Below are 23,467 nucleotides of genomic sequence, written 5' to 3' on the forward strand. Positions count from 1 at the left end.
GCCCTATCACGTTTGGTCCCCAAGCCGGCCGGTTGGGACCAAACCTGATAGGGCATCGTCCGGATTCCTGCGGAAGGTGAGAGAGCGTCCGGGGGTGGGCGGGGCCGAGTTCTCGTCCGGTAGCGAAACGGCCGTCCATTGTCGGGCCGGGTCTATATATTGAAACCATGACCCAGACTCCGCTGCAGGACTCCGCCAGCACCGCGACTGCCCCGCCCGCTCCCCCGGCTGCCAAGAAGATCCCCACCGAACGCACCCACCACGGGGACACCTTTGTGGACAACTACGAGTGGCTGCGGGACAAGGAATCCGAGGAAGTCGTGGAGCACCTGAAGGCTGAGAACGCCTACCAGGAAGCCGTCACCGCACACCAGGAGCCGCTGCGCGAGGCGATCTTCCGGGAAATCAAGGGCCGCACGCAGGAAACAGACCTTTCCGTCCCCCACCGCAAGGACAGCTGGTGGTACTTCAGCCGTTCCGCGGAAGGCAAGGAGTACGGCATCCAGTGCCGGGTCGCAGCAGAGGACACCGGCAATCCGGTACAGGACTGGACCCCGCCCCGCGTCGAGCCCGGCGTCGGGATTCCGGGCGAGGAAGTCCTGCTGGACGGCAACGTCGAAGCCGAGGGGAAGCCCTTCTTCTCCGTGGGCGGGACTGCCGTGACTGTGGACGGCAACCTCTACGCCTACGCCGTGGACAACAGCGGCGACGAACGCTTCACCCTGCGCATCAAGGACCTCCGCACGGGTGAACTCCTGCCGGACGTTATCGAGAACATCTTCTACGGCGTCGCCTTCTCCCCCGACGGCACCCGCATCTTCTACACCGTGGTGGACGAGTCCTGGCGCCCCTACCAGGTCAAGGCGCACACCCTGGGCACCCCCGTTGAGGAAGACGTGGTGATCTACCAGGAGGACGACGCCGCCATGTGGCTGGGCTTCGAGCTCTCCGCGGACCGTCGCTACCTGGTGCTCGGCATCGGCTGCTCCGAGTACAGCGAGACCCGGCTGCTCCGCTTTGATGACCCTGCCCAGGAACTCACCACCGTGATCTCCCGGAACGAGCGCGTGCTGTATGAAGCGGAGCCGTTCCTGCTGGCCGGCCCGGACGGCGAAAAGACAGAAAAGATCCTGCTGACGCACAACCGCAGCGCCATCAACTCCATGGTCTCCCTGGCAGACCCGGCCGAGCTTCGGAAGCCGCTGGCGGAGCAGCAGTGGGACACCGTCGTGGAGCATTCCGACGACGTCCGCGTCAACGGCGCGGGGGTCACCTCCACGCACCTCGTTGTGTCCATCCGCAAGGACACCATCGAGCGTGTCCAGGTGGTCGGGCTCGCCGGGCTGGGGACCGCCGCGCAAGAGCCGCCCGTGGAGCCGGCGTTCGATGAGGAGCTGTACACGGCGGGAGTGGGCGGTTCGGACTATGAGGCTCCGGTGATCCGGCTCGGCTACACGTCCTATTTCACGCCGTCGCGCGTTTACGACTTTGTGCTGCCAACCCCGCAGCAGCCCGCCGGTGAGCTGCTGCTGCGGAAGGAAAGCCCCGTGCTGGGCGGCTACGACGGCAGCGACTACGTGGCCACGCGCGAGTGGGCGCAGGCCCAAGACGGGACCCGGATCCCGCTCTCGGTGCTGCGGCACAAGGCCGTGAAGCAGGATTCGACGGCGGCCGGCCTGGTGTACGGGTACGGCTCCTATGAAATGAGCATGGACCCGGGCTTCGGCATTGCGCGGCTGTCCCTGCTGGACCGCGGCGTGGTGTTCGCGATCGCACACATCCGCGGCGGCGGCGAGTTGGGCCGGCACTGGTACGAGGACGGCAAAAAGCTCACGAAGAAGAACACCTTTACCGACTTCATTGACGCCACGGACTGGCTGGCTGGCTCCGGCTGGGTTGACCCCACCAAGATCGCTGCGCTGGGCGGCTCGGCCGGCGGGCTGCTGATGGGTGCCGTAGCGAACATGGCACCGGAAAAGTACGCCGCGATTGTGGCGCAGGTGCCGTTCGTCGACCCGCTGACCAGCATCCTGGATCCGGACCTGCCCCTGTCTGCGCTGGAGTGGGAAGAGTGGGGCAACCCGATCACGGACCCCGGCGTGTATCAGTACATGAAGTCGTACACCCCTTACGAAAACGTGCGGGAGGTGGCGTACCCCAAGATCGCGGCCGTGACGTCCTTCAATGACACTCGGGTCCTCTATGTAGAGCCCGCCAAGTGGGTGCAGGAGCTGCGGAACAGGACCACCGGATCCGAGCCGATCGTGATGAAGATCGAGATGGACGGCGGCCACGGCGGCGCCTCCGGCCGCTATGTGCAGTGGCGCGAACGGGCCTGGGACTACGCCTTCATCGCCGATTCGCTCGGGGCCACGGAGCTGCTGCCGGGCGCCGGCCTGCGGTAGGACCCACGCGTACGACGGCGGGCGCGTCCCGCCGTCGTACGCTCGCCTTTTGCCCCACGCAGCCCCCGGCCTCAGCCCTGTGGGTGCTCCGCCAGCCACTCCGCCAGGGTCTCGAGATTGGCGCGCATAGTCCTCCCCTGGGCCCGTTCCACCAGCGCATCCGCCAGCTTGCCAAAGACCCCGCCCAGGCCGGACGCGGCGTCAATCCTCTGGGTGACGCGCGTACCGCCGTCGGCTGGCTCGAGCATGAACGTCACGGTGAAGTCCAGCTTGCCCTCGACCGAACGGGACACCATGCGCCGGGGCGGATCGAACTCGGCGACCTCCACCGTCCAGTCGAACTGCTTTCCCATGATTTTGCTGGTCCCACGCCCCCGGGAACCGACCCCCACAGGGCCGTCCCCCACCTGCCCGGACGAGGTGACGGAGGAATCATAGACGGCGATGTTTTCGAATTTCGACAGAAAGTCAAAGACCTCCTGCGGCGGCCGGGCAATAACGACACTTTCTTCTACAACAGGCACTGCAGTCTCCTTTGAAAGGCACCTGATGCCGGCGGCCTTGCCGGCACAAAGGCAGGCACAGCGCCAGAGTGGACCCGCAACCTGCCAGTGTCAATGGCCTTCACGAGGGCAAAGCGCAATGGGCGGGCAAGCGTCCCTTCCGCCGTGACCAGCAGCAACACCACCGCACCGGCGACGCAGCCCGCTTCCGGTGACATGGCGCCGTCGTGCGCTCCCGTTGAGACGCCGGCCCCAACGGCGGATACTGGGGGGGCACGGCCCCCGCGGGCCCCGCCACAGCCAAGCAGGTAGGAGAGCAGATGTCGTTGAGCAAGGGAACGTCCGTGGAATGGAACACGCCGCAGGGCAACACGCACGGCAGGATCGTGGAAAAGAAGACCACCGACTTCCAGCTGGACGGCAAGACCCATCGCGCCAGCGAGGACCACCCCCAGTACGTTGTGGAATCCGCGAAAACCGGAGCGCGTGCTGCCCGCAAAGGCTCAGCCCTGACGGAAAAGAAGTAATCCGGTGGCCGCGCAGCACGAAGTTGTCATCATCGGCGGCGGCAACGCGGGCCTCTCCCTCGCCGCCCGGCTGGAACGGTACGGCGTCAAGGACGTGGCCGTCGTGGAACCCCGGGACCATCACTTCTTCCAGCCGCTGTTCTCGCACATCGCCGGAGGCAGGGCGTCAGCCAAGGAAGCTGTCCGGCCCCAGGAACCGCTGATTCCAAAAGGTGCCACCTGGATCAGGGACGCTGCTGCCGGCATCGACACGGACTCGAACACCGTGACCCTTGAGTCCGGCGCCACGGTGGCGTACGGGCAGCTGGTGGTCTGCCCGGGCCTGCAGTATGACTGGGATCTTGTGCCCGGCCTCGCCGAAGCTGTCCACTCACCGCACGGTGCCTCCCATTACGAGTTCGAGCTGGCGCCGAAGGCCTGGACCCTGCTGAGCGGCCTGAAATCCGGCACCGCCCTTTTCACCATGCCGGCGGGTCCGATCAAATGCGGCGGCGCGGCCCAGAAGCCGATGTACCTGGCCTGTGACTACTGGAAAGGACAGGGCGTGCTGGACCGGATCCGGGTGGTGATGGTGCAGCCCTATCCCACGGTATTCGGCGTGCCGGAGGTGGACCGGGAGCTGGACCGCAAGATCTCCGAGTACGGCATCGAGCTGTGGACCAACAGCGAGCTGGTGTCCGTTGACGCGGCCGGCCAGCTGGCCACCATCCGGAACACCACCACCGGCGCTGAGGAGAACCTTCATTACGACGTCCTCAACGGTGTTCCGCCACAATCCGCCCCGGACTGGCTCAAGGCCACCAGCCTCCCCGCGGCCGGTGACGCCGGCGGCTTTGTGGAGGTGGACCGGCAAACCCTCCGGCACATCCGGTTCCCGAACGTCTGGTCCCTGGGCGACGCCGCCGGGACCACCAACTCCAAATCCGGTGGGGCGCTGCGGAAGCAGACGTCCGTGCTGGCCAAAAACCTGGTGGCCGCCCGGAAAGGGAAGCCGCTGCCCGCCAAGTACAACGGCTACTCGGTGTGCCCGTTCACGGTCTCACGAAACACTGTGGTGTTCGCCGAGTTCGACGACCGCTTCCGGCCTATGCCCACCGTTCCCCGGGTCCCCACCTGGAACGAGAGCAAGCTGTCCTGGGTGGTGGACCGGGACATTTTCCCGCACGTGTATTGGAACCTGATCCTCAAGGGCCGGGCGTAGGCGCAGTCGGAATTCGAGCTTGCCCCGTCGATTGCTCCAAAACAGCCCTTTTGGGCGCTCAAAAGGGCCGTTACGGAGCAATCGATGAGGAGACGACGGCGGCAGTCGCCTCCGCGATGGCGCGCTCCTCGTCCGTGGGAATCACCAGCACCGGAATGGCCGAGCCAAGGGTGGAAATGACCCGCGCTTCCTTGGACCGTTCAGCGTTCAGTCCGCGGTGCAGCTCCACACCCAGTGCCCCCAGCTTCTCCGCCACAAGCGCGCGGAACTGGTGCGAATTCTCACCGATGCCCGCGGTGAACACGAGGGCTTTGGCCCCGCCCACGGCCACGTGGTAACCGCCGATGTATTTGGCGAGCCGGTAAGAGGCGACCGCGAGCGCGGTGGCCGCCTTCTCGTTCCCGGCCTCGGCCGCCTCCACCACGGAGCGCATGTCGTTATTGCCGGCCAGGCCCTTCAGCCCGGACTCCCGGTTCAGCATGGAGTCAATGTCCTCAGGGCTCCAGCCGGCCCTGCCGAGGAACACCAGGATGGACGGGTCCAGGTCGCCCGAGCGGGTCCCCATCACCAGGCCCTCCAGCGGTGTGAAACCCATGGAGGTGTCCACCGACCGGCCGCCTTGGACAGCCGTGACCGAGGCGCCGTTGCCGAGGTGGGCGATGACGCCGTCGAACTCGTTCACCGGAAGGTCCAGCAGCGCGGCGGCGCGGCGGGTGACGTACTCGTGGGAGGTCCCGTGGAAGCCGTAGCGGCGGATGCCGTGGTTGGTGTAGAGCTCGTCCGGGACGGCGTAGCGCCAGGCGTGTTCGGGGAGGGTGCGGTGGAACGCGGTATCGAACACCGCCACCTGCGGCATCTTCGGCCACTTCCTGGTGATGGCCCGGATTCCCAGCACGTTGGCGGGGTTGTGCAGGGGCGCCAGCGGGTTGAGCCGCTCGATGGCGCGGGTGATCTCGTTATCGATCAGGACCGGCTCGGCGAACCGCTCACCGCCGTGCACCACGCGGTGCCCCACGGCTGCCAGCTCGAGGTCGCCCAGCTCCTGATGGATGGCGGCATCCGCCTGCTCGAGCGCCTCGGCATGGTCCCGCGGGCCCTCGATTTCGCCGTCGCCTTCGCCGCCGTTGCCCATGCCGATCTTCTCGATCAGCCCCTCGGTGAGGACGCTCCCGGCGGCGACATCGCGCACCTGGTACTTGAGGGAGGACGAGCCGGAATTGATGACGAGCACGAGCATGCGGGCCTCCTGAGCCTGGCTTCTGCAGTTCAAATCCCACTATAGGTGGCGCGCTCGCTCCCCCGTGTGTGCGGTTTCCTTGGGGATCGGTGCGCTTCCTTGCGGATGGGAGCGGGCTGTGCCTAGAGTCGGCGGACAGGCTGGACCACGCCCGAGAGGACAATCCATGACGAACGAGCCCGCTTCCATCGACGAAAACGATCCCACCAACACGGGATCCAGCAGCACGGCGCCCCTCAACCCGCAAGCGGACACCGACGCCGGCTCAGGCTCCGGCACCAAGGACCCCACCGGCGTCGAAGGATCCAACCCGGCCCTGGACGATACGGGCAACCTCAAGGCAGCCGAGACCGGCGACGCTCCGGAGGCGCCGGAAAATACCGGGGACCTCGACCTGACGCCGCAGGGCCTTTCAAACGAGCCGGCCAAGCAGGAGGACGACCAAAGCCTGGCAAAACCTGACAACAGCTGACCTGTTTCGTGGGCGGCGAACCGCGACCGCGCGGGGCGGAGGCCGGGCAGGTATGTCAGGAACGTTATTGCAGGGCCGGCGCTTAGGCGGCACGTCCGCGCAGGGATCCCGGCGGTTCGGCGATCCGGCGCCTGGAACCGGCGCGGACAAGGCCAATAGCGGCCAGGAGGGCTCCTGCTCCTTCGGCAACGGCACTGAGTGACTTCTCGAAGAACCACACGGGTTCGTACATCGCCGGTATAGGACCGATGGCCGGAATATCGACGTACCGGTACAGCATCACGGCTGCGAAGGCGCTCAATGCGACGGCCAGGGCCAGGGCGTAGGAGAGCCTGCTGCCGCGGATCAGGACATAGAACCCCACCAGCACCGCCGCGGCCGATTCGAGCAGGAACAGGTTGCCCTGCCCGATCCCGCCGGGGTTGGCGGCCTGATACCCGGGGGCCAGGAGGATATGCACTCCCGCGTCGATGAATAGCGCCACTGCCGTCAGAACCCTCAGGGCGATCTTCATTTGACCGTCAGCATTCCTTTCATATTGGAGTGATACGTGCAGTAGTACGGATACGAGCCCGGCTCTGACGGGGCGGTGAACGTAGCGCTCGCCCCGCCTCCGCCGAGTTCAACGTCAAATGCCTTGTCCTGCTCCGCCGTGACGGTATGGGGCGCGGCGTCCATATTCGTGACTACCACAACGGCTCCCGGCGCCACCGTTATCGGCTCGCCGTACTTGAAATCCTTAATGGTGATGGTTGCCGCTGCGTTCGATGCTCCGGCCGATGAGGTTGCTTCCCCGGGCGGCGCCGTGCCAGTTCCGGGACTTCCGCCGCCGGGGGCGCAGCCGCCCAGCAAAAGCGCTGCGATCAGCAGCAGTGCCGCCCTGACTCGAACCTCTTTCATCCTGCACCGTCCTCGACGCCGGGAACCAGGGCCGGCCCCTGTTTGTCCCCTTAGTGTGCGCCCACCCGGCCGAATTGTCCTGTGCCTGGAGTAAACCGGTGCCTGGAGGAATTGCGCGGTGTTCCTGGCTGCCACCTTGCCCGGCCTTCAAATACCTCACCCGGCCTTCGAATATGAGGAGGAGCCGTCGTCGTACTCAGCGCAACAGGACCACCTACGAAGCCGGCGCCTGCGCCTGGATGGCCGTGATGGCCACGGTGTTCACGATGTCCTCCACGGTGCAGCCGCGGGAGAGGTCATTCACCGGCTTCCGCAACCCCTGCAGGACAGGCCCGACGGCCACCGCCCCCGAACTCTGCTGCACCGCCTTGTAGGTGTTGTTGCCGGTGTTCAGGTCCGGAAAGATGAACACCGTGGCCTGCCCCGCCACCGAGGAGCCCGGCATCTTGGACTCGGCGATCGAGGCGTCAACGGCGGCGTCGTACTGGATGGGGCCTTCGACGGCGAGGTCCGGGCGGCGCTGGCGCACCAGTTCGGTGGCCTGCCGCACCTCGTCCACCGCCTCGCCGGAACCCGAACCGCCCGTGGAGTAGGACAGCATGGCCACCCGCGGCTCCACGCCAAACTGGGCGGCCGTCTCGGCTGAGGCCAGCGCAATATCTGCCAACTGCTCCACGTTGGGATCCGGGTTCACCGCGCAGTCGCCGTACACCAGCACCCGGTCCGGCATCAGCATCAGGAACACCGAGGACACGATCTTCACGCCCGGGCGGGTCTTCACGAACTCCAGCGCCGGCCGGATGGTGTGTGCGGTGGTGTGCGCCGCCCCTGACACCATCCCGTCAACCACCCCGAGCTGGACCATCATGGTGCCGAAGTAGCTGACATCCTGCATGATCTCCAGGGCTTTGGGCAGGTCAACGCCCTTGTGCGCCCGCAGTTCCGAATACTTCTCCGCAAACTTCTGCCGGAGCTCCGAGGTGGCAGGATCCACGATGTTGATCCCGGACAGGTCGATTCCCCGGGCAGCCGCCAGCTCCCGGACGTCCGACTCCGGACCCAGCACGGTGAGGTCGCAGACGTCACGCCGGTGCAGGATTTCCACCGCCCGCAGGATCCGAACGTCGGTCCCTTCGGGGAGGACAACGTGCCGGCGCTGGGCCCGGGCGCGTTCAATGAGGTCGTGCAGGAAGCGGAGCGGGGTCATCCGTTCAGCCCGCGGCAGGTGCAGCCGCTCCACCAGCTCCGCCTCATCCACCGTGCGGGACCAGAGCCCCAGGGCCGAGGCCACCTTGCGCCGGTGCCCGGACCAGATCTCGCTCCGGACTTCAGAGACGCGCCGGGCGGTGATGTACGTGTCGTCGCTGGCCGCGAACACCGGGAACGGCGCCTGCGCCAGGAGCGGGTAGATGTTCGCGTCCGGCGCCAGGCCCCCTGTGAGGATCAGCGCCGACGCCACCGGGAACTCGGGCGAAAAGGACGACGCCAGGCAGGCTACCATCACGTCGGCGCGGTCCCCGGGCACGATCACCAGGGCGCCCTCGTCCAGGACATTCAGGAAGTTGCCCACGTTCATGGCCGCCACCTTGATGTCGCGGACGTCCCGCTCCATGTCGGCCCGGCCGGCAATTTGCCGCACGCCCAGGGCGGCAGCCACCTCCCCGGTGGTGGGCCGCGCAATCTCCTCCAGCTCCGGGAGGACATAGACGGGCCGCTTGGAGGCGCCGGGCTTCACGGCGGCGGCGATCGCTTCGACGTCGTCCGGGTGGGCGCGGTTCACCATGATGGCCAGCAGGGCGCACTTCTCCGCGGCGAGCTCCTTGCGGGCAACCTCTACGGCGGCCGCCGCCTCCGCCACGGTACGTCCCTTCGCGCCCACTACCGCCACCACAGGTGCTGCGAGGTTGTTGGCCAGCCGGGCGTTGAGATCGAATTCGACGGCGGCGTCCTGGCCCGTAAGGTCCGTCCCCTCGATGATCACCACGTCACAGTGGCGGGACATCTCGGCGAAGATCTCCATGCAGCGGGAGTCGATCTCCGCCCGTTTTCCTTCGGCGAGCAGGGACCGGACCTCCTCGTGGGTGAGGCCGCCGCGGCACCGCTCATCCTCCAGCTCGAACCGCGACTTCATCAGGGCAACCATGGGATCATTCGCCGCATCCGGGCCATGGACGACGGGTTTGAAGAAGCCGATCCTGTCCGCGTGGCGGTACAGGGTGTCCGCCAGGCCCAGGGCCACCAGGGACTTGCCCGATCCGGGGGTGGTTGCGCTGACGTAGATGCTTGTGGCCATGGTCCGCCCTTTGCTGTTCTGCTGGTGCCGGTACTCCATCCTTGCACTTCCTGCGGCGGGCACGCCTCCCGCACGGCCGCCTCCCGCCAAGGGTCTTACTGTCCAGCCCAGTTTTCGAAGGCATTGCCGGAACGCGGCCACAGAGCTGCGGCGTGTACCGGCTAAAACCGGGCTGGACTGTGAAGGCCACGGCCCCACCCTTGACACCGGACCCCCTCATGGGATTACCTAATGAACATTCGGTAAATAAAGCTGGAGGCAATGACGCATGGCTGAAACAACAGTTTCCGGGGCTATCCACCCCATCCTGGAGAACGACTACGCCTCTGAGTGGATGGGAATCGAGGTCCTCGCCATCAGCGACGGGCACGCCACTATCCGGATGACACTCCGCCAGGAGATGCTCAACGGCTTCGGCATGGCCCACGGCGGAATGATCTTCGCCTTCGCTGACTCCGCTTTCGCCCTGGCCTGCAACCCCGCCAACCCGGCACCGGGCGAGGAGAACAACATCACCGTAGCCGCCGGCGTGGACATCAACTTCCTCAAGCCGGCCTACCGCGGGCAGGTGATCACCGCCGTCGCCGACCGCCGCTCCAGCGCAGGCCGCAGCGGGCTGTACGACATCCAGATCTTCGCTGCCGACGCCGGCGCCCAGCTCGATCCCGAAAAGCCAGGTGAGCTCATCGCCGAGTTCCGCGGCCGCAGCCGGACCATCCCCAAGAAGTAGGAAAACCATGACCCTCCACGCCCCCGAAACCCCCACCTCCGCATCCCCTGCCGCCACAACAGATGCCGTGCTGGACCGTGAGGAAACCATGTCCCGCGACGAGCTCGAGGCCCTCCAGCTCAGCCGCCTGCAGCACACAGTGGCCTACGCCTACGACCGCGTGCCCTTGTACAAGCGCAAGTTCGACGACGCCGGCGTCCACCCCAGCGACCTGCGCGAACTCAGCGACCTGGGCAACTTCCCCTTCACCACCAAGGACGACCTGCGCGCCGAATACCCGTTCGGCATGTTCGCCGTTCCGCAGAGCGAAGTAGCCCGCATCCACGCCAGCTCGGGCACCACAGGCCGGCCCACCGTCGTCGGCTACACCAGGCAGGACCTGGCCGACTGGGCCAAACTCGTGGCCCGCAGCTTCCGCGCCTCCGGCATCCGCCCGGGGATGAAGGTCCACAATGCCTACGGCTACGGCCTGTTCACCGGGGGCCTCGGCGCGCACGCCGGCGCCGAAGCGCTCGGCTGCACGGTCATCCCGATGTCCGGCGGCCAGACCGAACGCCAGATCCAGCTGATCCAGGACTTCAAGCCGGACGCGATCCTGGCCACCCCCACCTACCTGCTGACCATCGCCGACGCCATGGCCCACATGGGCATCGACCCAGCCTCCACGTCGCTTAAGTTCGCCGTCCTGGGCGCCGAGCCGTGGACGCAGGAGATGCGGCACGAGCTCGAAGTCACCATGGACATCAAGGCCTGCGACATCTATGGACTCTCCGAGGTGATGGGCCCGGGCGTTGCCGGCGAGGCCGTGGAGACCCAGGACGGCAGCCACATCTGGGAAGACCACTTCCGCCCGGAAATCATCGACCCCTTCAACCCCCTCGTGGGCAAGGAAAACGTGCTGCGCGACGGCGAACACGGCGAACTCGTCTTCACTTCGCTCACCAAAGAAGCCCTGCCGATCATCCGCTACCGGACCAAGGACCTCACGCGGCTCCTGCCCGGCACGGCCCGCCCCGCACACCGCCGGATGGGACGCATCACCGGCCGCAGCGACGACATGATCATCCTGCGCGGCGTGAACCTGTTCCCGTCCCAGATCGAGGAAATCGCGCTCCGGATCCCCGAGCTCAGCCCGCACTTCCAGCTCGAACTCACCCGGCCTGAGGGTCAGCGCATGGATCAGCTGACCGTGCGCATCGAACGCCGGGACGCGGTGACCGTGGAGCAGAGCACGACGGCGGCACGCACCTTGAAGGAACAGATCAAGATCCACGTGGGTTCTTCCTGCGCCGTGGACGTGGTGGAGCCGGGATCGCTGGAGCGCTCGAACGGCAAGCTGCGCCGGATTTACGACCTGCGGCCGAAGGGGTAGGCAACCCAAGGCAGGTCCTGAAATCAGCGCCGGCAGCTTCGGCCGCCGGCGCTGATTTCGCGCGTGCTGTGAGGCGCGCTCAGGGGCTGCCTGCCACCAGGGCGAGATTGCCCACCACGTCCCCGTCTTCCAGCCGGAGATGGGCCTGCCTGGCGTCGAGCAGGGGGAACCGGCCTGCTATCACCGGTGCGATCTTCCGGGCTTCCAGCAGTTCGTACAGCGTTGCCCAGGCGTCCATCAGCGGCTTCCGGTCCAGCCGCCAGGACGTCGTCCCATACAGGCGGATCCTCTTCCCCTTCGGGACCAGGTTCTGTTTTATGGCCCGGACCATGAGCTTGAAGGTGGAGGCGGGGCTGCCGGGGTTGGCGTACTCCACGAGGACGCCGCCGGGCCGGAGTACCGCCAGGCCGGCCCGCACCCAGTCCCCGCCCCTTCCGTCGAGCACGGCGTCCACCCCATCAGGCTCCATGCGCTGCAGGGCCTTCACCGCGTCCTCAGCCCGCGCGCCCAAGGGCACCACGCCATGATCAACCAGCCACGGGTGCTTGGAGGGAAGGTCCGCTCCGTAGATCCTCAGCTGCAGCAATTGCCCGAGTTGGATGAGCGCGGTTCCAATCCCGCCTGCGGCGCCGGTGACAAGAATGGCCTGGCCCCGCCGGATCCGGGCCACCCGGGACAGTGTCTGGTGGGCCACGAGGTAGTTCAGTCCAACAGCCACCACCTCGCCGGCGTCCAGTCCGGCGGAAACCCCCATCATCGGGTGCGAGCTCACGAAGATGTACTCGGCATACCCGCCCTTTTCCGTCATTACGACAACACGGTCCCCGGCGGCAACGGCGGTGACGCCGGCTCCTACGGCGTCCACCACCCCAACCACGGCGTAGCCGGGCACAAAGGGGAACCTTGGCGGGTACGTCGAAAGCCCTTTGCGGGCCTGCACATCCACTGCGCTCACGCTGCAGGCCTCCACCCGCACCCTGGCCTCGCCCCGCCGCGGCGCCCTCAGCCGCCGTCGTATTACTTCCAGCACCTCCGGGCCGCCCACCCGGACCGCGGCTACACCCTGGTAGTCGATGGGCAAACCGGGCCGCCGCGCAGCTGTGACCCGTGCCGCAAGCTCCTCCAGCTGTCGGGCCGCCTGGGGCGCGGAGACTGCGGGCCCATGTCCACTGGCCAGCAGCCGGGGCCGAAGCCGGGCCAAGGCAGCGATGGAAGCCTCCGCCGTCGGCCGGTCCCACGTGGCAATCCAAGGCGGGCCGCTTACCCGCGATCCTCCGGTCAGCAGTCCGCGCACGGAGTTCACATCGGTGGCCAGTACAGCATCTCCCGTGAGCAGCACGCGGTCGGATTCCCGGAAAAGGGCGATGTGCCCGGGAGTGTGCCCCGGCGTGGGCACGCATCTCCAGTCCGGCAGCCCGGGCACGCCCGCCCCTGGTTCGAGGATGCGCACGACGCCGGTCATGTCCGTCGCGGGCAAGGTCCCCTTCGGCAGCAGCATCATCAGTGGCCGCAGCACCCACCGGTCCAGGGGATTGGCGTACTCGTCCAGCAGGACACCGCGGGCCAGCGGCAGTTCGTCGGGGTGGACGTACACGGGCACGTCCCATTTCCGGGCCAGCCCGGGCGCCGCGCCGGTGTGGTCTGGATGGATGTGGGTCAGCACGATCGCCGCCGGCCGCGCGCCCGTGCCGAAGAGTGATTCTGCAGCCGCAGTGATCACCCGCTCCGCCCCGGGCCAGCCGGCATCCACCAGCACCCACCCCGGCCCGGACTCAACCAGATAGACGTGGGAGGACATCCGTCCCATGCCCGTGCGCACCTGGTGCACCCCCTCGGCGACGGCGATAGGGTGGGCGCCAGTGGGCTGCACCTCTTTGCGCCTGATCATCCGTCACCCGCCTTGGACGCTCTGGAAGCTCTGGCGCCCCGGGTCGCCGCGCTACCGGGTGGCCCCGTAGTTGCGGGGCGGCGGAGCAGGAAAACGGAAGCCAGCACCACCCAAACCGCCGGCAGAAGGTTTGCCGCCACCACTGGCCCCCAACCCGCAGCGTTGTAGAACCCGGCAGGGTCCAGGGGTCCGCCATACATGGAAGGCACGGCCGCCACGCACAGAAGGACACCGGCATAGGCAATCCAACGGGTCCAGCGCGGAAGGACACCGGTGGCGGCGGCTGCCCAGCCTGCTGCAGCCAGGAAAAGCGCAGTGATGGCGAAGGCTATGGAGCTGTTGTAAATCAGGATGTAGCCCATGGTCAGGGCCCGGTTGACCGAGGGGTCCGGCTCAGGCGCCATGGCGTCCAGGGCAAGGCCGCCTTCGAGTCCATTTGCTACCAGAGTCACACCGAGCCAGACGGCCATGGAGGAGACCACCAACGATCCCGCCCATCCGTAGCGGGGGTCGGCCCGCCGGATAAGGTGCCCAAGACCGGCCGCAAAGACCATGGCAGCCGCGTACAGTCCGAGGTTGAGCAGGATCCGGGTGAAGATGATGTTCCTGATCCGCCACGCCTCAGCCGCACCGCCGACACCGTCGTAGATGCCAACGGAAGGGTCGTGGACCAGGTAGAGCGGAAACTGCGCAGTCCAGAAGACGGCCATTCCGCAGGCAGCCCAGCCGGTAAGACGCCGTATCCATCTCTCGTCCATGGCTAAAAATCCTTCCGCATTCTGCGGGACCGGATTGAGGGCGCCTCACGTGCGTCCGCCAGGGGTCCCTCCTGGATCACCAGCGTTCTCCCCTTCCAGGAAGCTGGACAGGGCCGAACGTCCCTCATTGGGCGGCAGGCAGTGTGCAGTTAGTTGAGTTACTGAACGTTCATGAGAAAATGGCGGGTATGTCCACAACTGATGCACCCATAAAACGCGGCCGCCCCGGATACGACCAGCAGTCGGTGCTGCGCATCGCCGTGGACGTCTTTAACCGGCACGGTTACGACGCGACCTCCATGGGCATCCTGGCGGACAACCTGGGCATCTCGAAGTCGGCGATCTACCACCACGTGCCGTCCAAGGGTGACCTGCTCAAGCTCGCCCTGGACCATGCGCTCGGCGGGCTTGAGTCAATCCTGGAAGAGCCGCAGGCCACGTCCGGCGCAGCAGATGCCCGGCTGGAATTTGTCCTCCGGCAAACGGTGGCAGTACTCGTGGAGCGGCTGCCGTTCGTCACGCTGCTCCTGCGGCTCCGCGGGAACACCGAGATTGAACGCGATGCACTCGAGAGGCGCCGCACCTTCGACCACAAGGTGGCCGGACTGATCTCAGCTGCCCGGGACGAAGGGTCGCTGCGCCAGGACATCGACCCCCGGACGGTCACCCGGCTACTCTTCGGCATGATCAACTCGATCGTGGAATGGTACAAACCGGGCGGCTCCCTCTCACCGAAGCGGCTTGCCGACGACGTCATCACCATGGCGTTCGACGGGCTCCATTCGCAGCCTTAAGCCGCCACCCGGGAGCCGGCCCGGGGACCCCAACCCCCCAAGAATACTAAGTGTGCTTGGTATTTCTGTTGTTGCCCGGCTACGGTGGTAGAAGCAGCCAGCATCCGCAGGAGGTCAGTCCATTGAGCATCAGCACCAGCCAGGGATTACGCCGTCCTGCCCGCTTCGGCACACTGGCCGGAGCCGCAGTGCTGGCAGCTTCCCTGACCCTGGCCGCCTGCACTTCCCAGGATCCTCCTGGGCCGACCGAAACCTCCGGTGCCAGTACGGCGGGAAGCAGCACCTCGCCGTCGGCCGCCACGTCGTCGGGCACCAGCGCTTCAGCGGCCGCCGGCAACCCCGCTCCGGCCCCCGATGCGGCCGGCGGCATTCCCGAACTGGTGGAGAACCTGGCCCCCTCGGTGGTGACCATCTTCACCGAAAGCGGGCTGGGCAGCGGCGTTGTGTATTCCGAGGACGGGCTCATCATTACCAATGAGCACGTGATCAGCGGCAACACCAGGGTGGAGGTTGGTTTCGCTGACGGCCAGCGGGTCCAGGGGACGGTCAAGGCCAGCGACCCAGTCACCGACCTGGCCCTGGTACAGGCTGACCGGAAGGGCCTGCCCAAGCCCACCTACCAGAGCACGCTGCCCCGGGTGGGCGAGGGCGCCGTGGTGCTGGGTTCCCCGCTGGGCTTCGAGAACACGGCCACGGCCGGGATCATCTCCGGGCTGCACCGGTCCATCCCGGGCTCGGCCTCCAACAGCCTGTCCCTGGTGGACCTGATCCAGACGGACGCACCGATCAGCCCGGGTAACTCCGGCGGCGCCGTGATCAACATGCGCGGCGAAATCATTGGTATCAGCGAGGCTTACATCCCACCATCGGCCGGTGCTGTTTCCCTCGGTTTTGCCATCCCGGCGGCCACGGCCGTGCAGGTGGCGGAGGAACTGCTGGCCGACGGCACAGCCGAACACGCCTACCTCGGCCTGACCCCGGGCGAACTGACGCCGCAGATCGCGGACCAGCTGGGCATCGGGGAGAGTACCGGCGTCGTGGTTCTGTCCGTGGATGAGGACGGCCCGGCGGGACGGGCAGGAATCCGCCCCGGTGACGTCCTGGAGTCCATGGAAGGCGTGGAGCTGAATGCTCCCGAGAAACTCCTGGCCGAACTGCGCAACCGCAACCCCGGCGATACCGTCAGTTTCAAAGTCAAGCGCGGCGACCAGAGCCTTGACCTCAAAGCGGACCTGATCGACCGGCCAACACAGTAGTACAACCAGAGAGGAAGGCCAGACAATGAGCCACAAGGAAGAACCGAACGCCGGCTTCATCATTCCGGACCCGTCAAAAGTCCGCGAGGACATCCCGCAGGATTCCGCAGATGAAGCCAACGCAATCCGCTTCAGCGAAGAACAGGCGCTGATCGAGGAACAGGCCCACGGGATCCGCCCGGACACGTACAGCGTCCCCTCCGGAGGCCCCACCATGGACGAGGCCCGCGGCAACATGGACCTGTCGGACCGCAGTGAAAGCGGCCGCGGCACAGGCCCTGAGGATGACAGCAGTGACGACGGCCTGCACGGCGGCGCCGAATCCTGACCCGTTCCACGTCGTAACGAGCGGTAGGCGCGTCCCGCTTCCGGGGCGCGCCTACTGTTTTCTGTGGTTTATTAGAGCTCGTACTCAGCCTCGACGCCAAGTGATTCATGGACGCAGAGGATGTTGTGCTCGGTGTCCATAAACCAGGCGCACTTCTCGGAATTCGTAGTGCAGATATGGTCCTTGGTCCTGAGGTTCGGCAGGTCGTAGTCCTGGAACTGCACTCCCCTGGCCTCCATGTCCCGGACCGTGCGTTCGATGTCCGTCACCTCAAAGCTCAGTGCAGTGTGATCGGAATGTTTGCCATCCGATACTGGCATCAGCTGCAGCATGGGGCCGCCGTTGGTGCCGAGGAGTTCACTTCCGTCGTCCGTCATGCCACGGTGCGGGAGTCCGAGTTTTTCCGTATAGAACCGGCGGGCGCGCTGTGGATCATCGACTGGCAGGACGGTTGTGACTGTGTTCAATCTAAGGCTCATCTAGCCACCTCCTACGGGGTGAATCTTACGCCCGGGCAGCCCAAAAAGCCCCTGCCCATTTCCCCTGTTTCAGACGCTCTCTCACTTAACGCGCCCCAACCGGAAACGCTCTCTCACTCTCGTCAGGAGAGTGAGAGAGCGTTAGGGAAAAATGCGCGCTAAGTGAGAGGGCGTCGGGGCAGGGCTACTTCGCTACGAGGGTGAGGACGTCGTACGTGGCCACGATCTCGTCGTTCTGGTTGGTCAGGACCGCGTCCCAGGCCACCTCGCCGTACTCGTCCGTTTCGCGCGGGGTGATCTTCTTGGCGGTGAGGGTCACCCGGATGGAGTCGCCCCCGGCCACCGGAGTGACAAAGCGCAGGTTTTGCAGCCCGGAGTTGGCCAGGACCGGACCCGGCGCAGGCTCCACGAACAGGCCGGCAGCCCAGCTGAGCAGCAGGTAACCGTGCGCCACGATGCCCGGGAAGAACGGGTTGGCTTCGGCAGCTTCCTGGTTGGTGTGGGCGTAGAACGTGTCCCCGGTGGAATTGGCGAAGGCCGTGATGTCCTCCAGGGTGACCTGGCGCAGATCGGACCGGACGGCGTCACCAACCCGCAGTGTCTTCAGAGACTTCTGGAACGGGTGCGTCCCCTCAGTCTCGACAGTGAAGTTGCGGTCCGCTCCCGTATGCCAGATGCCGGTCACAGCGGTCAGCATGTTGGGCGAGCCCTGGATGGCCGTGCGCTGCATGTGGTGCATCACCGAACGGATGCCGCCCAGTTCCTCACCGCCGCCGGCGCGGCCGGGGCCGCCGTGGACCAGGTGCGGCACGGGCGAGCCGTGGCCGGTGGAGCTGCGGGCGTCCTCGCGGTTGAGCATCAGGACGCGGCCGTGATGGGCGGCAATTCCGGTCACGAGTTCGCGGGCCACGGCGGGATCATTGGTGCACACCGAGGCCACCAGGGAGCCGTTGCCGCGGGCGGCGAGGCGGACGGCGTCGGGGATGTCCTTGTAGCCGATCACCGACGAAACCGGACCGAACGCCTCCAGCGAGTGGACTTCCTCCGCCTCGGGGTCCTGCCAGTTCAGCAGTACGGGCGCCATGAACGCGCCGCCGTCAACCACGCCGGTGGACCCGTCAGCAGAGGTGACCGATGGCGAAGCGAGAGTTCCGTACGCAAGCTCACCGCCGGCGTCGAGCATGGACTGCACGGCCGCGCGTACGTCATTCAGCTGCTCCACGGAGGCGAGCGCACCCATGGTGACGCCGTCAGCCCGCGGGTCGCCGAGGACGATGCGTTCGTTAATGCGCTTGCCGATGGCGGCAGAGACAGCGGGCACCAACTCCTGCGGCACGATGGCGCGGCGGATGGCGGTGCACTTCTGACCGGCCTTTGCCGTCATTTCGGTGACCACGGACTTCACGAAGGCGTCGAATTCGGGCGTGCCCTCCACGGCGTCCGGGCCGAGGATGGCGGCGTTCAGCGAGTCGGTTTCGGACGTGAAGCGGACGCCGCCCTGGACCACGTTGGGGTGGGATTTCAGGGACAATGCGGTGGAGGCGGAACCGGTGAAGGCCACCACGTCGCGGTAATCGAGCACATCCAGCAGCCCGCGGACCGAGCCGGAAATCAGCTGCAGCGAACCCTTGGGCAGGATGTTGGATTCGACAATCGCCTTGACCACGGCCGCTGCCACGTATCCCGTGGGGGTTGCCGGCTTCACGATGGTGGGGACACCGGCGATGAAGGCGGGGGCGAACTTCTCCAGCATGCCCCAGACCGGGAAGTTGAAGGCGTTGATCTGGACGGCCACGCCCGGGATGCGGGTGTAGATGTGCTCGCCGGCGAAGGAGCCATCCTTGGACAGCACCTCCATGGGCCCGTCCACCACCACCTGCGAGTTGGGCAGCTCGCGCCGGCCCTTGGAGCCGAACGTGAAGAGGACGCCGATGCCGCCGTCGATGTCGATCATGGAATCGACTTTGGTGGCGCCGGTCTGTGCCGAGAAGGTGTAGAAATGTTCGCGCCGGGCATTCAGGTACTGCGCCAGCTCCTTGAGCTTGAGGGCGCGCTGGTGGAAGGTCAGCCGGCCGAGTTCGGCCTGCCCGGTGGCGCGGCCGTACTCAACCACGGCGCCCAGGTCCAGCCCCTCGGTGCTCACCTTGGCCAGGATCTCCCCGGTGCTCGCGTCACGGACGGGGACAGCGGAACCTGTGGAGCTGTCGTCGGGCGTCCACCACCCGTCCATGATGAAGCTGGGCACTGTCTCCACGGTGTCGACCGTGGCCTGGGGAGCTGTGGCGGTGGTTGTCATCGTTGACGGGTCCTTCCAACAAGGGGGCAGACAACGGCGGCCATGATTACTGACCGTCCGTTCGGTAATATATTCACCATACATGAAGTGCCGTGCTGCAGACTAGAAGGCCGGGACTGAAATGGCCTACCAGAAGGAGAACATATGGGCGCCCCATCACCGAAGGATCCTGCGGAGAACCAGCACGAACTCTGGAAGATCACCCTCGGCGAGCTGGACGAGAAGATGGGCGTGAAGATCCTGGAGGAATCCGTGGAGCGGGTGGTGGCCACCATGCCCGTGGAGGGGAACAGGCAGTCCTTCGGGTTGCTGCACGGCGGTGCGTCGCTGGCGGTGGGCGAGGCCGTGGGGTCCTGGGCAGCGGTGATCCACGCCAGCACCATGGGCAAGACGGCGGTGGGTGTGGACGTTTCGGCCACCCACCACCGGTCGGCGCGCGAGGGGCAGGTAACCATCACGGCCACCCCCATTCACCTCGGCGGCACGCTCACCACGCACGAGGTGGTCATCACCAACGAGGCCGGCCAGCGGCTCTGCACCCTGCGCATCACCAATTTGCTGATGAGGCGCCACAAACAGCCCGTTGCCCTATCGGATAACGTCGTCATTCCCGACTCTTAGGGACGATAACTGATAGGTCATTTCGGGGTTTGACGCCTCCGACGGCGGACCAGCACCATCAGCACGCCGCCAGCCACGATCGCCGCCGCAGCGGCCGATGCCGCCGGGACGAGCGCGGAGGCTCCGGTGTTGGCCAGGCCACCTCTGCTGCCGGCGTTGCCTGACGTGTTGGCCAGGTCAGCCGGAGCACTGGCGGGCGGGAGCACGACGACGGCGGGCGGGCTGCCCGCGGATGCCGGCGGTACGTGCGTGGCAGGGTCAGCCGGGGCAGGCGGCGGAGGGGGGTCCAGGACGAACGATGCGACGGCGGGCGCCGATACGAGTCCGTCCAAGGTTTGGGTTACGGAAACCGTGTGGACTCCGAGGACCAGGCCGTCCGGGAAGGGAACACTCCAGGTTCCGCCGGCCACCAGTTCCAGCGGAACCAGGGCAGGTGCCGCCGACCGTGATCCGGCTGGGCTGCCCGCCACGGGGCTGGAAAGGGGCTTGCCATCGATTGACACCGCCACTTCTGCCCCTTCAATACCGCTTCCGGAAATGGTTTGCGGCAGGTTGTCCTGGCGGAGGTGCTGCCCGTCATTAATGCTTGCGATGACAGGATCTGGAGGCGTTACCTGGACCGTTGCTGTTGCAGCAGGGCTGTTGGCCGTTCCCGGCGAGGACAGCACAGCATTGGCCGTCACTTTCCCGAAAGCGGCCGGACCAGTCAGGTTGACCGTCCATTGCCCGTCCAGGCCTACGGTTCCGCTGCCTGCCACATCGCCTGACAAGGTTACGGCAGCGCCCGGAGCGCCGGTGCCGGAGAGGGTAGTCAGCTGCGTTAGCGGCTGGTCTGCAGGCGTCGTGATGGTGGGGGCGTCCAAGGGCGCCGGCGCAACATCTACTGTCAGCGACGCGGTGCCTGAACGGCTGAGTCCGTTCATCGTTTCAGCCTGGAAGGTCAACGGGCCGGCAGGCCACGGGGCGTCGAAGCTCCAGTTTCCGGCACTGTCCACCGGCACGTCGAAGGGTTCATGGCCGGGCAGGGTGATGCGGACCGCGGATCCTGCTGCGGAGGCCGGCTCCGCCGGCACCCGCCCGAAGATGGAGTGACCGGCCTTCACCGTTTCACCAGCCACGGGCGAGGTCAACACCGGCTTGTTGAGGAAGACCTCCAGCTGATACCCGGGCAGCACCTCAAGGGCATCCTGCAGGGTGGCTGCCAGGGCGAAGTTCTGCGCCCCTCCACTTTCCCCGGCGGAATGGATGCCCACCGCGAAGTTCCCGCTGATCCACGGGCCCCCCGAGTCACCACCGGAGGACTGGACATCCAGGGACACGAAGCCCCTGATGGCCCTGAGATCCGTTCTGTCTGCTGCGTAGTTAGTCCCCTCGATGAGGTAAATCCCCACCTCGTTGATGGTGCCGCAGGACCACCCCGTCCGCCAGCCCGAACGGCACACGTCCATGCCGATCACCGGGGCAGTCGCACCGATGATTTTGACGTCCTCCCCCAACGCCGACTTGTGGCCCCAGGTGGTAGCGGCGGGCAGCGGGTCCAGATCCGCGCGGAGGGCACCGATGACCGAGAGGTCCGTTCCCACGTTTCCGGGGTCTGTGCCATTATTGGGCCGCAGTACTGGGGCGTTGCCGGGTCCGCCGAACTGGCTGAACTGGAAGCTTCCCAGCAGGTCCGTCCGCACGCCTTGCAACAGCAGGTCAGCGGTCTTGGACGCGCCGTCCTCGCCACAGTGTCCGGCGGTCAGGACGGCCGGCAGGCCATCCGGGGTGAACGCGGAGAAACCTGTCGAACAAACCCAGCCGCTGTCCGCTGCATAGCCCACTCCGCCGCGGACGTCGGCTTGCGGTTTCAACGGGGCTCCCTGTGCCAGTTGGACGTTCGCGTATCTGGACACGAATTCCGCCGGCGACATCTTCCCGGCGCCTGCTCCCGTGGTCGCACCCGGAAGAGTTGCGGACGGCGCGGCAGCGCCTGCCGATTCCGGCGCGTTGACGCCCCCGGTCTTGATGACAAACTTTGCACCGGTGCTGACCACCCCCTGCAGGCCCGTGATGCCGACGTCGCGCACGTATGCCTGGAAGAGCTGCTCAGTGCTGGCGGCAAGCTGGGATCCGGGCGCCGGGGATCCGGGCGCTGCTGATTCAAGCGCCGCTGCGGCTTCCAACTCCACTGGGAGGCCTGGCGTGCTGGCGGCGAGGGCATCCACAGCTGCCTGCAGTTCGGCTCCCGAACCCGTCACGATAATTCGGTTGTCCGCCAGCCGGATCCCGGTGTAGCCGGAGACGTCACGGAGCCTGGTTGCCGCGGCTTCTGCCCGGACGCCCAACTCCCCCGCATCACTGAACTGCTCCGGGGTGAGTCCGAGGTCGCGGTGAACGGCGCCTGCAAGGCCTGCCGCGGAGGTCCCGGCGGAATCTTCGGGCGTTGACGGGCTCCCGGCCTGGGCTGCAACGGGACTCGCGGCCGCGCTTGCATCGGGACCGCCCGCCGGAGTTGCGCTGTCGTCCCCCGCGGCCCAGGCGGGAACTGCCACGTACGCGGAAGTAGCCAGCACGCCGGTAACAGCGGCCAGCGAGAGGGCGCGCCGCAGTTTCTCCCCGTTCACCGGGACACCCCCGCTCCGCAAAGGGCCAGTACGGCATCAAGCTCGGCCTTGGTGAGTCCGTTAACCAGGAGGAAGTTGGCCGTTTCAAGGGCCCGCACAAACTCCACCACGGCGTCGCCACGCTGCTCCAGCAGTGGCGCCAGCTCGTGCTCCTCAACATAGCGTTCGCGGGCGTGCGGCGGACCGTGGGTCCGGTAGCGCTCATTGATGCCGCGGGCCGCCCGCCGATAGCCGTCGGCGATGTCCTGGTCGGAGTCCCCCGCCAGGTCCTGCAGCATGGCTGCGACCATGCCGCTGCGGTCCCGGCCGGCGGCGCAGTGCAGCACCACGCCGCCACGCGAAGACGCCGCAGCAAGGGCCTTGAAGACGGCCACCAGCTTTTCGGGAAAGAGCCGCGAATTATCCCCATAGTAGGCGGGGTCGTTGAGGTAGGGGCCGGCAAGTCCCGTGAAGCGTGGATCGCCCGGTTCTTCGGTGGGCGCGGAGACCACGGACAGGCCGGACAAGGCGGACGCGGCAACCAAGGGATCGGTGTCCCGGCGCCGCGCCTCAGCAGCGTTGCGGAGATCGATCACGGTGCGGACGCCGTCGTCGTACGCCTGCCGCCAGCCTGCCTCCGTCAGCCATTCACGCCGCCCCATCCGGTAGATACCCCCGGAAACGTGCCACGCGTTGACAGCGCCATCCCAGTCCATGGGCCCGCCCGCTCTCTTCATCCAGACAGCTAATCACAACAGCCACAGGGGGCGCACGTGACCCATTGGAGTACGGTGGGCTCGTACATCTCTTCTTTCCACCGTT

The 23,467-nt window shown here is 66.6% G+C and carries 21 protein-coding genes; 10 read left to right on the forward strand and 11 right to left on the reverse strand.

The genetic code is table 11. The features are described 5' to 3' along the window. Positions 1-167 precede the first annotated feature (167 nt). Positions 168-2,405, forward strand: coding sequence for a S9 family peptidase (locus FBY31_RS09370; protein ID WP_142039725.1), 2,238 nt, complete (start codon positions 168-170; stop codon positions 2,403-2,405). A 71-nt stretch (positions 2,406-2,476) separates the two neighbouring features. Here FBY31_RS09370 and FBY31_RS09375 read toward each other — a convergent pair whose 3' ends face one another. Then, on the reverse strand, positions 2,477-2,929 hold the full coding sequence (locus FBY31_RS09375) for an SRPBCC family protein (RefSeq protein ID WP_142039728.1): 453 nt from the start codon (positions 2,927-2,929) through the stop codon (positions 2,477-2,479). 299 nt (positions 2,930-3,228) lie between these two features. Here FBY31_RS09375 and FBY31_RS09380 point away from each other — a divergent pair, with 299 nt between their 5' ends. Together FBY31_RS09380 and FBY31_RS09385 are read left to right on the forward strand one after the other, a co-directional pair. After that, positions 3,229-3,435 carry a DUF2945 domain-containing protein gene (locus FBY31_RS09380; protein ID WP_142039731.1) on the forward strand — a complete coding sequence of 69 codons (207 nt, stop codon included), beginning with the start codon at positions 3,229-3,231 and terminating at the stop codon, positions 3,433-3,435. 4 nt (positions 3,436-3,439) lie between these two features. Then, on the forward strand, positions 3,440-4,636 hold the full coding sequence (locus FBY31_RS09385) for an NAD(P)/FAD-dependent oxidoreductase (protein WP_142039734.1): 1,197 nt from the start codon (positions 3,440-3,442) through the stop codon (positions 4,634-4,636). A 70-nt stretch (positions 4,637-4,706) separates the two neighbouring features. On the opposite strand, the gene FBY31_RS09390 is transcribed toward FBY31_RS09385, so the two are convergent. After that, a complete protein-coding gene (locus FBY31_RS09390; protein WP_142039737.1) occupies positions 4,707-5,873 on the reverse strand; it encodes an acetate kinase in 1,167 nt (388 codons plus the stop codon). Positions 5,874-6,039: 166 nt separating this feature from the next. Between FBY31_RS09390 and FBY31_RS09395 the strand changes: the two genes are divergently transcribed. Next, the gene (locus FBY31_RS09395) at positions 6,040-6,345 is read left to right on the forward strand and encodes a hypothetical protein (protein ID WP_142039740.1); all 306 of its coding nucleotides are present in this window, start codon (positions 6,040-6,042) and stop codon (positions 6,343-6,345) included. 82 nt (positions 6,346-6,427) lie between these two features. Here the strand turns inward: FBY31_RS09395 and FBY31_RS09400 are convergent, their stop codons facing one another. From FBY31_RS09400 to pta, 3 genes are all read right to left on the reverse strand, one after another. Then, on the reverse strand, positions 6,428-6,859 hold the full coding sequence (locus FBY31_RS09400; protein WP_235012995.1) for a hypothetical protein: 432 nt from the start codon (positions 6,857-6,859) through the stop codon (positions 6,428-6,430). Next, positions 6,856-7,245 carry a cupredoxin domain-containing protein gene (locus FBY31_RS09405; RefSeq protein WP_142039742.1) on the reverse strand — a complete coding sequence of 130 codons (390 nt, stop codon included), beginning with the start codon at positions 7,243-7,245 and terminating at the stop codon, positions 6,856-6,858. The genes FBY31_RS09400 and FBY31_RS09405 overlap by 4 nt, the downstream gene beginning before the upstream one ends. A 214-nt stretch (positions 7,246-7,459) precedes the next feature. Then, positions 7,460-9,538 (reverse strand): phosphate acetyltransferase, encoded by a 2,079-nt coding sequence (gene pta / locus FBY31_RS09410; RefSeq protein WP_142039745.1) that lies wholly within the window; start codon positions 9,536-9,538, stop codon positions 7,460-7,462. 268 nt (positions 9,539-9,806) lie between these two features. On the opposite strand from pta, the gene FBY31_RS09415 reads away from it, so the two are divergent. Both FBY31_RS09415 and paaK read left to right on the forward strand, forming a co-directional pair. Then, positions 9,807-10,268, forward strand: coding sequence for a hotdog fold thioesterase (locus FBY31_RS09415; protein WP_142039748.1), 462 nt, complete (start codon positions 9,807-9,809; stop codon positions 10,266-10,268). 7 nt (positions 10,269-10,275) lie between these two features. After that, complete coding sequence (paaK, locus tag FBY31_RS09420) at positions 10,276-11,640, forward strand: phenylacetate--CoA ligase PaaK (RefSeq protein WP_142039751.1); 1,365 nt, start codon at positions 10,276-10,278, stop codon at positions 11,638-11,640. A 79-nt stretch (positions 11,641-11,719) separates the two neighbouring features. Here the strand turns inward: paaK and FBY31_RS09425 are convergent, their stop codons facing one another. Both FBY31_RS09425 and FBY31_RS09430 read right to left on the reverse strand, forming a co-directional pair. After that, positions 11,720-13,528: an MBL fold metallo-hydrolase gene (locus FBY31_RS09425; RefSeq protein WP_142039754.1), complete on the reverse strand. Its 1,809-nt coding sequence runs from the start codon at positions 13,526-13,528 to the stop codon at positions 11,720-11,722. Beyond that, positions 13,525-14,286 carry a hypothetical protein gene (locus tag FBY31_RS09430; protein WP_142039757.1) on the reverse strand — a complete coding sequence of 254 codons (762 nt, stop codon included), beginning with the start codon at positions 14,284-14,286 and terminating at the stop codon, positions 13,525-13,527. Before FBY31_RS09430 ends, FBY31_RS09425 begins: the two co-directional genes overlap by 4 nt. A 188-nt stretch (positions 14,287-14,474) precedes the next feature. On the opposite strand from FBY31_RS09430, the gene FBY31_RS09435 reads away from it, so the two are divergent. The 3 genes from FBY31_RS09435 (at position 14,475) to FBY31_RS09445 (ending at position 16,664) form a co-directional block, all read left to right on the forward strand. Continuing rightward, the gene (locus FBY31_RS09435) at positions 14,475-15,080 is read left to right on the forward strand and encodes a TetR/AcrR family transcriptional regulator (protein WP_142039759.1); all 606 of its coding nucleotides are present in this window, start codon (positions 14,475-14,477) and stop codon (positions 15,078-15,080) included. Between the two features lie 122 nt (positions 15,081-15,202). Continuing rightward, positions 15,203-16,336, forward strand: coding sequence for a S1C family serine protease (locus FBY31_RS09440; protein WP_142039762.1), 1,134 nt, complete (start codon positions 15,203-15,205; stop codon positions 16,334-16,336). A 25-nt stretch (positions 16,337-16,361) separates the two neighbouring features. Next, positions 16,362-16,664, forward strand: coding sequence for a hypothetical protein (locus FBY31_RS09445; protein WP_142039764.1), 303 nt, complete (start codon positions 16,362-16,364; stop codon positions 16,662-16,664). 71 nt (positions 16,665-16,735) lie between these two features. On the opposite strand, the gene FBY31_RS09450 is transcribed toward FBY31_RS09445, so the two are convergent. Together FBY31_RS09450 and paaZ are read right to left on the reverse strand one after the other, a co-directional pair. Continuing rightward, positions 16,736-17,143, reverse strand: coding sequence for a VOC family protein (locus FBY31_RS09450; protein WP_142039767.1), 408 nt, complete (start codon positions 17,141-17,143; stop codon positions 16,736-16,738). 184 nt (positions 17,144-17,327) lie between these two features. Continuing rightward, positions 17,328-19,439 carry a phenylacetic acid degradation bifunctional protein PaaZ gene (gene paaZ, locus FBY31_RS09455; RefSeq protein WP_142039770.1) on the reverse strand — a complete coding sequence of 704 codons (2,112 nt, stop codon included), beginning with the start codon at positions 19,437-19,439 and terminating at the stop codon, positions 17,328-17,330. Positions 19,440-19,583: 144 nt separating this feature from the next. Here paaZ and FBY31_RS09460 point away from each other — a divergent pair, with 144 nt between their 5' ends. Further along, positions 19,584-20,060, forward strand: a complete 477-nt coding sequence (locus tag FBY31_RS09460) for a PaaI family thioesterase (RefSeq protein ID WP_142039773.1) — start codon at positions 19,584-19,586, stop codon at positions 20,058-20,060. Between the two features lie 17 nt (positions 20,061-20,077). Here the strand turns inward: FBY31_RS09460 and FBY31_RS09465 are convergent, their stop codons facing one another. Beyond that, positions 20,078-22,666, reverse strand: a complete 2,589-nt coding sequence (locus tag FBY31_RS09465) for a S1 family peptidase (RefSeq protein WP_235012996.1) — start codon at positions 22,664-22,666, stop codon at positions 20,078-20,080. After that, positions 22,663-23,361 carry a tyrosine-protein phosphatase gene (locus FBY31_RS09470; protein ID WP_142039777.1) on the reverse strand — a complete coding sequence of 233 codons (699 nt, stop codon included), beginning with the start codon at positions 23,359-23,361 and terminating at the stop codon, positions 22,663-22,665. The genes FBY31_RS09465 and FBY31_RS09470 overlap by 4 nt, the downstream gene beginning before the upstream one ends. Between the last annotated feature and the right edge of the window lie 106 nt (positions 23,362-23,467).

It is taken from the genome of Arthrobacter sp. SLBN-100, from assembly GCF_006715305.1.
GTDB lineage: Bacteria > Actinomycetota > Actinomycetes > Actinomycetales > Micrococcaceae > Arthrobacter.

Coding starts and splice junctions, on each gene's coding strand:
- FBY31_RS09370 (WP_142039725.1), top strand. CDS start 168: ATGACCCAGACTCCGCTGCAGGACTCCGCCAGCACCGCGACTGCCCCG.
- FBY31_RS09380 (WP_142039731.1), top strand. CDS start 3,229: ATGTCGTTGAGCAAGGGAACGTCCGTGGAATGGAACACGCCGCAGGGC.
- FBY31_RS09390 (WP_142039737.1), bottom strand. CDS start 5,873: ATGCTCGTGCTCGTCATCAATTCCGGCTCGTCCTCCCTCAAGTACCAG.
- FBY31_RS09395 (WP_142039740.1), top strand. CDS start 6,040: ATGACGAACGAGCCCGCTTCCATCGACGAAAACGATCCCACCAACACG.
- FBY31_RS09400 (WP_235012995.1), bottom strand. CDS start 6,859: ATGAAGATCGCCCTGAGGGTTCTGACGGCAGTGGCGCTATTCATCGAC.
- FBY31_RS09405 (WP_142039742.1), bottom strand. CDS start 7,245: ATGAAAGAGGTTCGAGTCAGGGCGGCACTGCTGCTGATCGCAGCGCTT.
- pta (WP_142039745.1), bottom strand. CDS start 9,538: ATGGCCACAAGCATCTACGTCAGCGCAACCACCCCCGGATCGGGCAAG.
- FBY31_RS09415 (WP_142039748.1), top strand. CDS start 9,807: ATGGCTGAAACAACAGTTTCCGGGGCTATCCACCCCATCCTGGAGAAC.
- paaK (WP_142039751.1), top strand. CDS start 10,276: ATGACCCTCCACGCCCCCGAAACCCCCACCTCCGCATCCCCTGCCGCC.
- FBY31_RS09425 (WP_142039754.1), bottom strand. CDS start 13,528: ATGATCAGGCGCAAAGAGGTGCAGCCCACTGGCGCCCACCCTATCGCC.
- FBY31_RS09430 (WP_142039757.1), bottom strand. CDS start 14,286: ATGGACGAGAGATGGATACGGCGTCTTACCGGCTGGGCTGCCTGCGGA.
- FBY31_RS09435 (WP_142039759.1), top strand. CDS start 14,475: ATGTCCACAACTGATGCACCCATAAAACGCGGCCGCCCCGGATACGAC.
- FBY31_RS09445 (WP_142039764.1), top strand. CDS start 16,362: ATGAGCCACAAGGAAGAACCGAACGCCGGCTTCATCATTCCGGACCCG.
- FBY31_RS09450 (WP_142039767.1), bottom strand. CDS start 17,143: ATGAGCCTTAGATTGAACACAGTCACAACCGTCCTGCCAGTCGATGAT.
- paaZ (WP_142039770.1), bottom strand. CDS start 19,439: ATGACAACCACCGCCACAGCTCCCCAGGCCACGGTCGACACCGTGGAG.
- FBY31_RS09460 (WP_142039773.1), top strand. CDS start 19,584: ATGGGCGCCCCATCACCGAAGGATCCTGCGGAGAACCAGCACGAACTC.
- FBY31_RS09470 (WP_142039777.1), bottom strand. CDS start 23,361: ATGGACTGGGATGGCGCTGTCAACGCGTGGCACGTTTCCGGGGGTATC.